Annotated in this window: 12 protein-coding genes; 3 read left to right on the plus strand and 9 right to left on the minus strand. The window is 38.0% G+C overall.

Annotated elements, in window-relative coordinates; all coding sequences use genetic code 11:
- Positions 1 to 4: 4 nt before the first annotated feature.
- From JFV29_RS08570 to speB, 8 genes are all read right to left on the minus strand, one after another.
- Positions 5 to 1,360 (minus strand): acetyl-CoA carboxylase biotin carboxylase subunit, encoded by a 1,356-nt coding sequence (locus JFV29_RS08570; RefSeq protein ID WP_201182484.1) that lies wholly within the window; start codon positions 1,358 to 1,360, stop codon positions 5 to 7.
- A 31-nt stretch (positions 1,361 to 1,391) separates the two neighbouring features.
- Positions 1,392 to 1,640, minus strand: a complete 249-nt coding sequence (locus JFV29_RS08575; RefSeq protein ID WP_053344618.1) for an acetyl-CoA carboxylase — start codon at positions 1,638 to 1,640, stop codon at positions 1,392 to 1,394.
- Positions 1,633 to 2,631: a 5-oxoprolinase subunit C family protein gene (locus JFV29_RS08580; RefSeq protein WP_201182486.1), complete on the minus strand. Its 999-nt coding sequence runs from the start codon at positions 2,629 to 2,631 to the stop codon at positions 1,633 to 1,635. The genes JFV29_RS08575 and JFV29_RS08580 overlap by 8 nt, the downstream gene beginning before the upstream one ends.
- Positions 2,628 to 3,497: a 5-oxoprolinase subunit B family protein gene (locus tag JFV29_RS08585; RefSeq protein ID WP_201182488.1), complete on the minus strand. Its 870-nt coding sequence runs from the start codon at positions 3,495 to 3,497 to the stop codon at positions 2,628 to 2,630. The genes JFV29_RS08580 and JFV29_RS08585 overlap by 4 nt, the downstream gene beginning before the upstream one ends.
- 336 nt (positions 3,498 to 3,833) lie before the next feature.
- Positions 3,834 to 4,823: a D-2-hydroxyacid dehydrogenase gene (locus tag JFV29_RS08590; protein WP_201182490.1), complete on the minus strand. Its 990-nt coding sequence runs from the start codon at positions 4,821 to 4,823 to the stop codon at positions 3,834 to 3,836.
- 174 nt (positions 4,824 to 4,997) lie between these two features.
- Positions 4,998 to 5,759, minus strand: a complete 762-nt coding sequence (locus JFV29_RS08595; RefSeq protein ID WP_201182492.1) for a class II aldolase/adducin family protein — start codon at positions 5,757 to 5,759, stop codon at positions 4,998 to 5,000.
- 45 nt (positions 5,760 to 5,804) lie between these two features.
- Entirely contained in the window at positions 5,805 to 7,226 is a 1,422-nt protein-coding gene (locus tag JFV29_RS08600) for a sodium:solute symporter (protein ID WP_057218010.1), read from the minus strand.
- A gap of 104 nt (positions 7,227 to 7,330) precedes the next feature.
- Positions 7,331 to 8,329 (minus strand): agmatinase, encoded by a 999-nt coding sequence (speB, locus tag JFV29_RS08605; protein WP_056527527.1) that lies wholly within the window; start codon positions 8,327 to 8,329, stop codon positions 7,331 to 7,333.
- 531 nt (positions 8,330 to 8,860) lie between these two features.
- Here speB and JFV29_RS08610 point away from each other — a divergent pair.
- The 3 genes from JFV29_RS08610 to JFV29_RS08620 all read left to right on the plus strand — a co-directional run bounded on the left by JFV29_RS08610 (position 8,861) and on the right by JFV29_RS08620 (position 11,781).
- On the plus strand, positions 8,861 to 10,252 hold the full coding sequence (locus JFV29_RS08610; protein WP_201183462.1) for a sigma-54 interaction domain-containing protein: 1,392 nt from the start codon (positions 8,861 to 8,863) through the stop codon (positions 10,250 to 10,252).
- A gap of 491 nt (positions 10,253 to 10,743) precedes the next feature.
- Complete coding sequence (locus JFV29_RS08615; protein ID WP_201182494.1) at positions 10,744 to 11,250, plus strand: hypothetical protein; 507 nt, start codon at positions 10,744 to 10,746, stop codon at positions 11,248 to 11,250.
- Positions 11,251 to 11,286: 36 nt separating this feature from the next.
- A complete protein-coding gene (locus JFV29_RS08620) occupies positions 11,287 to 11,781 on the plus strand; it encodes a hypothetical protein (RefSeq protein WP_201183464.1) in 495 nt (164 codons plus the stop codon).
- 180 nt (positions 11,782 to 11,961) lie between these two features.
- Here JFV29_RS08620 and tnpB read toward each other — a convergent pair whose 3' ends face one another.
- Entirely contained in the window at positions 11,962 to 13,167 is a 1,206-nt protein-coding gene (gene tnpB / locus JFV29_RS08625) for an IS200/IS605 family element RNA-guided endonuclease TnpB (protein WP_201182498.1), read from the minus strand.
- Positions 13,168 to 13,259: the final 92 nt, after the last annotated feature.

Here is a 13,259-nt window from a genome sequence, read left to right on the forward strand (position 1 = left end):
GTTTTCACCCCTCAAGCACTTGAATTTTATTTTCTGCTAAAAATTGAGTCGTATAATTACCACGTATAAACTGGTTATTTTTCATGATTTGTTTTAAAAGCATGAGGTTTGTTTTAACTCCCTGTACGTCAATCTCATCAAGGACTCGCTGCATTTTTTCGATTGCTTGATCACGTGTGATGCCGTGTACAATAATTTTACCGATCATCGGATCATAAAAAGGGGTCACCGCACTGCCTTCAATGATGCCAAAATCGAACCTTACATCGTTTTCAGGTAATTTCAACCTAGAAATTACTCCAGGACTAGGAAAGAAAGTATTAGGATCCTCTGCATAAAGTCTGCATTCAATCGCGTGTCCTGTTTTGTTTATCTCTTCCTGTGTGATTGTCAGTTTTTCCTTTGCAGCAATTTTTAACTGTAGTTCAACTAAATCCAGTCCCGTTATTTCTTCAGTTACTGGGTGTTCTACTTGCAGACGAGTATTCATTTCAAGAAAATAGAAGTTTTGATTTTCATCAAAAATGAATTCCATTGTGCCTACATTTGTATAGTCTATTTGTTTTACACCTCGAATGGCTGCATCTAACAATTCTTTTCTAAGGGTATCATTTAGAAATGGTGAAGGGCTTTCTTCTATCACCTTTTGATTTCGGCGCTGGACTGAACATTCCCGTTCAAATAAATGTAAGACATTTCCGTATGTATCAGCGACAATTTGCACTTCAATATGGCGGGGTTTTGAAATCCATTTTTCTAAAAAGACAGTTCCATCCTTAAAAAATGAAGTAGCTTGTTGCTTCGTCGCATCAAACACTTTTATTAGCTCGGCATCATTTTGAACAAGCTGCATCCCAATACCACCACCACCGGCGCTAGCTTTTAACATGAGCGGGTAACCAAGATCGTTCGCAATCAGCAATGCTTCGTCAACTGACTCAATGCTTTTATCCGTACCTGGCACAACCCTTACGCCCGCCTTTTGCATTTGGGTACGAGCTTCAAGCTTACTGCCCATAATATGTATTGTTTCCGCAGAGGGACCGATAAAGACAATGTTTTCTTCCTCACATCTGCGTACAAATTCCGGATTTTCAGATAAGAATCCATACCCAGGATGAATAGCATCGGCATTTGTTTCTTTTGCTACCTGAATCACTTTTTCAATATCAAGATAACTCTTTTTCGCTTGAGCCGGACCTATGCATACAGCTTCAGTCGCTTCACTGACATAAGGAGCCTCTGCATCGGCTTCGGAATAGACAGCGACTGTTTGAATGCCTTCCTTATTACATGTACGAATAATTCTCCTAGCAATTTCCCCTCTGTTTGCAATCAGCACCTTTTTAAAATAGCCCATTTACTTTTCCTCCTTCCTTCCACAAAAATGATTACTGTTCAATGATTACCGCTATTTCCTGTCCAGCGTCTAGAAGGTCCTCGTCCTCAACAAAGAATTGCGCAAGAACCCCATCTGTTTCTGCTTTAATTTCATAGAAGTTTTTCATAACTTCCACCATAGCAAGAACATCGCCTGTCTTAACTGTATTTCCTTCTTTTACGTACACGTCTTTATCAGGAGCTGGTTTGCGATAAAATACTCCTGGGATTGGTGATAGAACTGTTTTTTGTTCAGCCATGATTGATTCCCCCTATTTGTCCTAATACTTGTTTTTTCATTTGATTGATTTTATCTTTGTATAATTTTCTCGCCTCAAGGGCTTCATTAATATCAACAGCAACAAACCGAACCTTCTCATTTGTTTTAATTTGAGCCATTTTGTCTAAATCCGTACTAATAATTGTACAAATCGTCGCATAGCCTCCACCTGTCACAGCATCGTTTAACAAAGCAATCGGTTCGACACCATCTGGTACTTGAATGGATCCGATTGGATACCCTAGATCAACCACATTTGAAGGGTTGCTACCGGCACCAAATGGTTGTTCACGCTCTACGAAATTCAAACGCTCCCCTTTAAAACGGTAGCCAACACGGTTTGCTTCCGTTGTAACCGTCCAATCGATGGAGAAAAAGCGTTTTTTACTTTCTTCAGTCAGGCGATAACTGCACAATCCTACAACAACACGAATCTCATTCGTTTTTGAGAAGACCGGAATCAATTCATCACTTATCCGTGTTCCAATCGCAATCTTTGATTGGTTAGCATTACCGATTTTCAAATGGTCCCCACCTTGGAGTGGCCTTCCTTCGAAACCTCCAATTCCGCACAAAGTATATGTGGACCGTGATTCCATAATAAGCGGCACTTCAATTCCGCCAGCTACCGCTAAATACACCCGGGCTCCTTGTTTAACAAAATCAAATGACAGCACATCTCCAGCCTTAACTTCTAAAGTTTCCCACATTGGAACATACTGATCATTAATCTTTGGCGGTATTTCCCCTCCTGCAATAGCAACGGTTACATCTTGTTGAAATTCTAAGACTGGCCCCATATAAGTAATCTCGAGAACAGCTGCATTTTCATCATTCCCAACAAGTAAGTTGCTTGCTCTGTATGAGTATTTATCCATTGCTCCCGATGGTGGCATCCCCACTTCATAAAAGCCAATTCTTCCATAATCTTGAATAGTCGTTTGAAGTCCAGGATTAATAACTTTAATCATGCATATAACCTCCTTATCACAGATTCTGAAAACGCATTTGGATTTTCGAGAACATCTTTCGGTTTAAAGGTGATATCCTTCGTCAAATATCGGAATTCCCCATTTTCAACTTGTTTTCGAATATCTTCGTATTCCTCCATCGAAATGCTTCGATATCTAAAAACATCCCCTTGTCTAGGGAAGGTCATTGACTCTTTAAAATCATGTAAACGCTGCTCTTTTTCAAAAATCGGTGCTGCAGCAGTTCCAAACAATTGATAACCACCTGCACCTTGAACCGGATAAATAACAGCAAATGAACCGCCGAATCCGAATGCTCTCTCTGGCGTATATGTTCGAGGACGGACATATTTAGGTGCTTCGATTTGCTTCTCGTTTGGAACCATTTGATAGCACCATGGCAACCCCGGTACAAAACCTATCATCGACACAAGATAAGGGGCATCCGTAATTGATTTAATTAAATCTTCTTTTGATTGAAAGCCATTTGTATGTGCCACATATTCTATATCTGTTGATGTCGAATCCTGATGTCGATCTCTAAAACGCATTAATGCCTCATGTGTCCAAGGGTCTTCAAATAAAATGGGTACATCAACTGCACGTGCAGTTATTTCAAAGTTCTCCAACGTAACATCTTGTTCAAGTTCTTTCAATTTTGAAATTAAATCATCTGGATGAATGAGATCTGGATTAAACCGAATCATATAAGAAGCATTGGAAGGACAAATATCCAGTATTCCTGATACCTTTTTTTCTCGTAACGCCTTAGTAATTGCCATTGCTTTAAAATTCGTTTCAAGACTCATTGCCTCAGCTAATTCAACAAAAATAAACTCATCGCCGCCATATTCGTAACGGGTCAATGGACTTCACCTCATTTATTGGATTTATACTAGAACGTTGCAATATTCATGCCAAAACTGATAATCATATTATTTATCGATTTTCCAGACTATTAGACTAATAAAACGTCTAAACACCTTTAGTAATATTTCAATATTGAAATATTATCTTTCATAAATGCAATATATTAATAAATTACTAGATCATAAGGTCTAAAATATAAAAAAGACCACAAAGCGTTCTAGGCTTTTGCAGTCTCTCACATTTATGACTCTTGTTTCACATGTAAAATTTGAATTTTTCATATCCTCAAAATAATATCTATAAGGTATTTTTTTTCAACGAGCCCATTACTACTAATAACCCAGTTGTTTATGAACGACGTTTATCAGTGGCTTCCCCTCAGAAAAAAGCTTTAAATTTTGCAAAAATAACTCCATCACACGATCTAGATGTTTTGAAGAGTTGTATGCGTTATGTGGAGAGACTATTACATTTTCAAGCTGCCAAAAAGGATGATCTTTAGGTAAAGGCTCTACTTCAAACACATCAAGTGCTGCACCAGCTATGTGCCCATTGCTCAAACATTCAATTAAATCTCCATCGACAATGGTATTTCCGCGACCAACATTAACTAAGTAACTACCTTTTTTCATTTTATTTAACCGTTCTTTATTAAAAAAATAAGAGGTCTCTTTGGTAAATGGGAGAGCTAATACAATAAAATCTGATAGTGAAAGTACTTCATCCACTTGATCCATGCCCATAATCAAATCAGCAGGTTCATATTCTTTGTTCCTTTTGTCGGGGTTCCGACGACATCCTATCACTTTCATTCCAAGTACTTTACATCTTTTTGCAATTTCAAAGCCAATGTCACCATACCCGATTATGCCCACTGTTGCATTTTCAAGGTCCGTCACAGGAATTTCAACCCAATTTTTATTTATTTGATTTCGGATTATTGTATGCACACCTCTCGCTAACGAAGATAACATGGCAATTGTATGCTCGGCAATCGGAACAGACGTGCAGCCTTTTACATTGGTGATGATGATATCGCTGTTTTGAATGTCTTCATTCAGCATGGCCTCCATTCCCGCACTATCTGAATGGATCCATTTAATCTTTGGAGCCTTTTTAAGTATGTTAAGATTATCGTGAAGTCCCGACGTATAGAGGATATCGAACTTTGATAAATCTACAGTTGCCTGTGGTTCAGGTTCGCCGAATTCCCATGGTTCGACAACAACTTCAGAACAAATCTCTTTAAACTTGTTTATGTATTTTTCCGGTATATCGACCCTTACATAAAGTGAAGGAGCTGCTTTCTTAGAACTGGGCATTATTAAACCTCCTCAAGAACCTATTGATTCCTTTTTTATTCATTGCAGGGGCGGCAATCTGTGAATTTGAATTCTTCTTCTAATTCATTCCATCTTCATTACAATAGGTGAAGCCCAACCAAGGACTTCACCGTTAGATTCTTTTTATCTTCTTTCTGGAATTACTTTTTATGTTCACTTCAAGAAATCTGGTTGCTCTTTTCTAATTCTATCCCAAAGAGGTTGAAAACTCAGCCATCCCTCATATTCAGTTCCCGTTTGTTCTGCTGTTAATTTGGCATACTCCTCTTCTATAAAAATGGGCTTACCTACAGATTCAGCCATAATCTGTGCTTGACATGAACGTTCCATGGTTATGAACCACCAAGCAGCTGAGTCTACAGATTGGCCCACTGTTAACAGCCCATGGTTGCGGAGAATGACAGCTTTGTATTGACCTAGAGCCCTAGCGATGCGTTTCCCTTCTTCAGATGCATACACCACACCAGTAAAATCATCAAATAATGCATGGTCATTATAGAATTGGCAGGCGTCTTGCGTAATCGGATCTAGTAATCTCCCTAAAGAAGACCATGTCTTTCCATAGACCGAATGAGCATGTGCCGCTGCAATGGCATCCGGTCGAGCTTTATGAATTTCTGAATGAATGGCAAAGGCAGCACCATTCACTGAATGTTCACCCTCTACAATATCACCTTTATGATTAACCAATATAAGATCTGAAACGGAAATTTGACTAAAATGCATCCCAAACGGATTGACCCAGAAATGGTCTGTATATTTAGGATCACGAACCGTAATATGTCCAGCTATCCCCTCGTCGAAACCAAATTTTGAAAAAAGACGGAATGAAGCTGCCAATCTTTCTTTCCGATGATTACGTTCTTCTACCAATGTATTGAATGTTGCTGGTTCCAAGGAAATTGTCTTTGTCATTTTTCTTTCCCCCTTAAATCATTTTTTGCTCGTTTGGGTGTATCATCAATTAGCTATGGTATCCACGTCGTCATTACCTTTTACATCTTGATTTATTTCATTCTTGGAACTCATTAAAGTAAGTATTGTAATAACCACAAAACTAGTAGCGAGCCCGTACAGAATTGGTTGAGTGGAGGACGGCCCATTAATCACCAATCCCACAATAATAACGATCATACTAGCTAGAATGGAGTAAAATGCAGCTGTAGCCGTGACTCTCTTCCAAAAGAATCCAAGAATGATCGGAAAGAACACAGCACCGGATAAAATTGCGTAAGCTACATCTAATGCAACTAAAATGTCTTGAATCCATATCGAAACGATTATGGTCAATACACCAATCGTTAAAGTTGTAATCCGAGATGTTTTTAAAAATTGACGTTCACTCATTCCTGGACCGATATATTTTTTAATGATGTCATTAACAACTAAAGTAGATGAAGCAAGCAATGTTCCTGAAGCAGTGGACATAAGAGCGGAGACCACACTTGCAATGACAACACCTAATAGACCCGCAGGTAAAGTTTCCATTGCTATACTAGTAAAAGCATTTTGTGGATCGCCTAAATTAGGAAGGATAATAAAAGCGCACATTCCAATGATACTGATTGCAATCGCGTAAAAAACACTATATATTCCTGCTCCAACCGTTCCGCCACGAGAAATAGCTTTGGTTCGTGCGGTAAAAAGACGCTGCCAAATATCTTGACCCACAACTACCCCTAAGGTAAATAGTAAAAAATATTGAAAAATTGTCTCTCCGCCAATGTTGCCTAACTCGAAATGTGATGCAGGGAGATTCTCTTTAAGTGAGCCCCACCCTCCTGCCTTAGAGATGCTCATTGGAAGCATGATAAAGAAAATACCGATCGTCATAATGACGAATTGCACTACATCAGTCATAGTGACTGACCACATTCCTCCTAATATTGTATAAAATAAAACGATTCCACCCCCGACTATCATGGAAATTGTTAAATTCCAACCAGCCAAAACATGTAAAATCGTCCCCATTCCAATCACTTGCGTTACAGTCAACATAAATGTATAGATAACCGAGACTAAGGCACTGATCAATCGTGTTTGTGAATTGTAACGCTTCTCCAACATTTCACTAATCGTCAAAACTTTTAAATCAAATATCTTATTTGTTAAAAATAACCCTATTGCGATAATGCCTAGCCCGATCATTACCACTAGCCAAATACCGGATATTCCAAACTGATAACCTAACTTTGCTGTTCCTAAAGTAGAAGCGCCCCCTAATATTACAGCAGCTAAACATGATAAATACATAAAATGCCCTAGATTACGCCCAGCTACAATGAAATCATCTGCTGTTTTTGCCCGTTTAGATCCAATTACTCCTACAATGATTAAAACAGAAAAATATAGAATCATGATCGTTATATCCAAAATATGCATTTACACATCTCCTTTTGCGGTTGTTTGGTTTAATATATCGCTGTGTTTTAAAGATGGAAGGAATGGCATTTCCACTGATTCCTTCCATCCATTTGAAAAGGAAATCATTTGTTAAGCTGTGTTTCCAAATCTTCCACTCTCTCTTTTTTCTCCAGTTTTTCTTTTTTTGCAAGAGCAATAAGTGTGATGAACTCATAGACAATATTAGCGGCGGCGGCAGCGGTGATTTGTCCGTGATCGTATGCAGGTAAAACCTCAACAAGGTCAAATCCTACAAAATCTATATTCGTCAATCCTCTTACAAAGGTTAAAGCATCATCAATGTTGGCCCCTGAAACTTCCGGTGTCCCCGTTCCAGGTGCATAAACAGGATCTAGAAAATCAATATCAAAGGATAAAAAGACAGGGCCATTTGCTACTCGCTCATGAATGACCTCTAGCATTTTCTCAACACCCATTCGTTTATAATCGTTCGTCGTATAAACGCCTAAGCCTAAATCCCGAGCATCCTGAAGATCCTCCGGTCCGTACAGACCGCCCCTCATTCCAATTTGAAGAGATCTAGATACATCTATGAGACCTTCTTCTATTGCGCGGCGAAAAACGGTTCCATGATTATATTTTTGATCAAAATAGCTATCCCATGTATCGGAGTGGGCATCGAATTGAAGCAGGGCAACTGGCCCATGTTTTTTTACGATTGCGCGTAACTCTCCTAGAGTAATAGAATGATCGCCTCCTAATGAAATAGGAATGATCCCTTTTTCAATAACAGGAGTAAGTTCTTCTTCAATCTTTTTATATGTTTCAGAAATATAGCCCGGAATGATTGGAATATCCCCATAATCAATCCCTGAAATATAATCAAAAATGTTAATATCCTGTTCAGGGTTATAAGGACGCAAAAGAATCGAAAAATCGCGAATAGCTTCTGGGCCAAATCTTGCCCCCGTTCTAAATGATTGCCCTGAATCAAATGGAATACCCGTAATGACAAAATCCATATGTTCATCTAGCTGTTCAACAAATGGAAGCCGCATAAATGTGCGCACTCCACAAAAACGGGGTGATTTGAATGAGTCCTTCGGTTGATACTTCATCATGTAATATCCTCCTAAATTCCTACTATATTTGTATAATTACAAATTCCATTCCTGCCACAACCTTGGCATATATTCTAATGTGATTTTTAAAATATACTTTACGGTTAGCTAGGAAGGAACACTCTCAGATTGTCATAGTAAATCTATCGATTAAAAGTATTACCATGTGCTCAAGCACCTGTTTTTTCTATTGCAACTATTTTTGTAGACTTAATTAGAACGCCGTATTTGAGACCCTCACGTGTGAAAACTATTGTAGACGCACTGGCAATATGTACTGGATATTTGCTACAGCATAGTAAACACCCCCATGTTTTTCATAATTTTCATCTTACCTATTACTTAAGCAAGATTCGCGCCAACTTTTTTCAGATAATTACGACGATTTTAGCTATTTTTTTATAAGCATTTGATTTAAAATTAAATCAAATCCTAATTCCCTGATTTAATTTTTGATTATTCGCTCTTTTCGATTAATATTTTAATCAACACCTATAAAAATAAAAGGAGGCGAACGTATTGGATGATAGAATGCTTGAGCAGGAGTTAAAAAAAATTATCGAAACATCGAATAATAACATTACAATTACAGACGAAAAAGGTATCATTTTATACTCCAATCCAAAACTCTGGGAGATTTATGGTATGGAACCTGCCTCATACATCGGTACATCTGTATATCAATTAGAAAAAGAGGGACTTCTCACACCATCTATCAATGCACTCGTTTTAAAAGAAAAAAAAGCGATGCGTATTATGCAGCATACACAAACAGGGCATGTTGTCATGTCAACAGGCTATCCCATTTTTAATAAAGAAGGCCTTCTCGTTAGGGTAATTAGCTATGGCCAGGATCAAACCGAGATATTGCAATTGCAGGAACAATACGAGCAATTACAACGAATAGTAAAAGGCTATCAAACAGAAGTCGAGGATTTAAGGGAAAAAGAACTAGATTACCACGATATGATTGCTAGAAGTAATGCAACCAAGCAGATTTTAAAAACGATCCACAATGTTGCTAAAACAGATGCCACGATTCTTTTATTAGGACCATCAGGGGTAGGGAAAAGTACATTTGCACGCTCTGTTCATAATCAAAGCAATCGAAGGAAAGAACCCTTTATTGAGGTGAATTGCAGCACAATACCGGAAAGTTTGTTTGAATCAGAGATATTTGGCTATGAACCAGGTTCTTTTACAGGAGCCAACAAACAAGGAAGGCAGGGTCTGATTGAACAAGCTGACAGTGGTACTCTTTTTTTAGATGAAATCGGGGAACTTCCACTTGCCATGCAGGCTAAATTATTGAAAGTGTTACAAGAAAAAAAAATAAAGCGCATCGGTGGAAAAAAAGAAAGCCTTATTAACTTCCGGCTAATCGCAGCAACAAATCAGGATTTGAAGGGGATGGTAAGTGAGGGAAAGTTTAGATTAGACTTGTTTTATCGTTTGAATGTGATACCTATCCAAATTCCTGCATTACATGAACGTAAAGAAGATATACCGCTCTTAATTCAACATTACTTACAGAAAACAAATGATAAATACCAGAAATTAAAAAAATTCCATCCAACGACTTATGAAGTATTGACTCATTATCAATGGCCAGGAAATATACGCGAATTAGAAAATTTAATTGAACAGTTAATTCTGATCATTGAGGAACCCATTATATTTCCCAAACACCTTCCCCAAGCCATCACAGGACAAATAGAACAAACAGAAAATTCCTCTTCCCAAACAATCGAGCAGGAATCAGACGAGAATCACGATCTAAAGAAGACTTTAGAAAAGGTTGAATTACAACTGATTACTAAAGCATACAAACAATGTAAAACCACTTACGAAATGGCAGAATATTTGGGAGTTAGCCAGCCTACAGTCATCTATAAATTAAAGAAATATAAGAAGTACTTTTGAATGATATCTTGTTACAAATCTTCTTAATTCAGCCCTATAAAAATTAATTTTTTCAAGCAACTACTCCCTGTCTCCGAGCTTGCGTGTGTGGTAATTCGGATTAGAATAAGAGTGACCATGAACTTGTTATCATTCTGATATGACACATAAAGAATGAATAGCAAAGAAGAATACTGAATGTAAATTGATATAAAAAATTTACATTCACATACATATTTTGAGTAAAAGAAAAGCCTTGCAGGCGGGTAACCAATCCAGAACTTCTGCAAGGCTTTTTTCTTTTTGGGTAGTGCTGAAAAAAGGGCATGGTCTGCTATTTTGTTTTAAATCTAGTCCAGTTGACTCAAAAACTTCCGACTAATTATTTTTGAATACATTGAAATATAATCTTATTCAAGGGAGTATATTTCTTAACAGTAGAGCAAGATCATTAGTTTCAAAATTTAGGATTTAAAATCCTATTCATATAATGCTAAGGAGGAAACAAATGAATGACATCTACTTTTACGGGGATGAATTCCAATCAAAGGGATTTTTATCTTGAAGCCATTGATAATACCTTAGAAAAAGGTCTAGCTGCTAAAGAAGTTGTCTGTTCCATTACCACAGGATTTCGAGATATTCCATCCATCCGGACTGCACCAGGGCTTAATCCTTACCACGCTTCAGTAGCTGATATTGGCTACGGATTTGATGCAGTACGTGGAACAATCATGAGGATACATCAAGGAGAATCCATTTCTCTTGCAAAGGATATGCTTGTGTTTGAACTGGATACACTACGTATTAGCGAAAAACAATTAAACCCTAATTTTGAACTAGCAGTAAAAGGTGCGAAGCCGGACACTTTTTATTTGATTGAACAAAGTAGATATTTAAACCGCCAAATCGCAGAATCAATCAAAGAAGCGATACGTCTCGGCAAAGCCTTTCTTGGACCTGAATGGAAGATCAGTCGTGCAAGAATCCAGAATATTCAAGCAATCCCACGTCTATAGGAAGGAGAGAAGAGCATATTGCCTAATTCACAACCCATGGAAATAAGTATGGAAGATCACCAACATTTGATGGAATGGTGGAAAACAACGGAGTCAGCTAAAATAGTGGTTCAACATTTAATTTCGTTGATAAGTGAACTTCGGTTGCACCCAGAATCCAGTCACGCGGATGGAATGGTTCTTTTTTATCGGGCCGCTTCCGAGATTTCATACGGTTACGCCGGGACACGAGGATGCATCCGAAGGGCTTTTACAAGTGAATATTCTTATGCACTTCGGAAAAATATGGTGATGTGTCACAGCTTCGCACAAAAATATTCAGTTGATACGAAAGTTCTCCTTGAGCGTGTAGCAAAGCAAGTCACAGGACCAAACGCCCTACAATTGATAGACCGTATAAGGGGGGAATTAATTGAAAATGACGTGATGTTAAATGAAATGGCTAAAAGAGCTCAAGCTTTCTTTGGAAAAGAACCCTTCCAGTCCATTCAAATGGAAGTGAAGCAATCTAATACCTTGCCAAGAGAATAGCCTGACGCTACGCAACCCTATCTAAAAAAATAGGAGCCGATGATTCTTAAACTTAAGGAAATCGGCTTATATATAAATCGACACAGGAATTCCTATTTGAACTACCCACCACTTATCGACCTTACGGTCTGATTGAAGTGGGGGATTCCTAAGAACATTAGCCTATCGGCCAATTTTTAATTAGGCTACTCCCGTAGTTCCTACGGTTAGAAGCCTTATGGCTTCATTCATTAGATTGAGTCCTGCGTTAATATCTCGATCGTGGTGAGTAGAACAAAAAGGACAATCCCATTCACGAAGATTCAGATGTTTAACGTCTTTATTTTGGTAACCGCAGCTAGAACACAATTGGCTAGAAGCAAACGTTTTAGATACGGTCACGATTTGTTTACCATACCAGTTTGCTTTGTATTCCAACATTTTTTTGAATTGGTACCAAGATACTTCACTAATAGCTTTAGCTAGTTTGTGATTTTTCATCATATTCGACACTTGCAAGTCTTCCATTCCAATAACATCGTGGTTTTTGATGATTTCGGTAGAAACTTTTTGTAAGTAATCCATTCGGGCATTTGAAATTTTTTCGTGTAGGATAGCCACTTTTCGTTTTTGTTTTTGATAGTTTTTGGCTTCAGCCAATGGTTTATTTTGATTCAAGGCTATTTCTTGTCGCCTTGAAAGAATCCGTTGTGCATTGGCCAATTTCTTTTCGACCGTCCGGAAGAATTTTGGGTTTTGATAGACCGTACCATCTGAAAGAATAGCAAAGTTTTTCAAACCAACATCTACACCGCACGAACGATTCGTTTTAGGAAGTACTTGTACATTGGTTTCGGCTAAAACGGAAATGAAATATTTACCCGAAGGGTTCCGCCTGATTGTGGCATTGATTATTCGCCCTTCGACTTCGCGGCTTTTAGCAAAACGAACTAGACCGAGTTTTGGCAATTTGATTTTGTTTCCAACAATTCCAATATTCACATTCGTATGTTTAGTCGTATAGGACTGGATAGGATTCTTTTTCGATTTGAAGCGTGGTGACTTATTTTGCTTTTTATAATATCGACTATAGGAATCTGCTAAATTTTCCACCGATTTCTGTAAGGCAATACTGTCTACTTCTTTCAGGAAAGAATACTCTTTCTTTAAAGCTGGAAGTTCTTTGATTGTTGCGTATTTATCCAGAAAAGAACCTTCCCATTCATTAGAGGGTAATTGGCCGTTCTGCTTCATTTCTTCACAAATATACCAGTAGGCATCTTTCTCCTTTTGTTTGCCTAAAAAGAAGTTAAAGACAAAACGGGAGCAGCCGATCGTTTTATTGATTAGAGCTAGTTGTTCTTTAGTTGGATAGATTCGAAATTTATAAGCTTTGTTTACGACCATTGGTTTCACCCCCTTATAGTTATTATTAACCACCGAACGTACGTTTGTAAAAAGATTACTTTGGCTTATGCCAACCGCCATTCATCTCCCCC

The sequence above is a fragment of the Peribacillus sp. TH16 genome (assembly GCF_016651095.1).
Lineage (GTDB): Bacteria > Bacillota > Bacilli > Bacillales > DSM-1321 > Peribacillus > Peribacillus butanolivorans.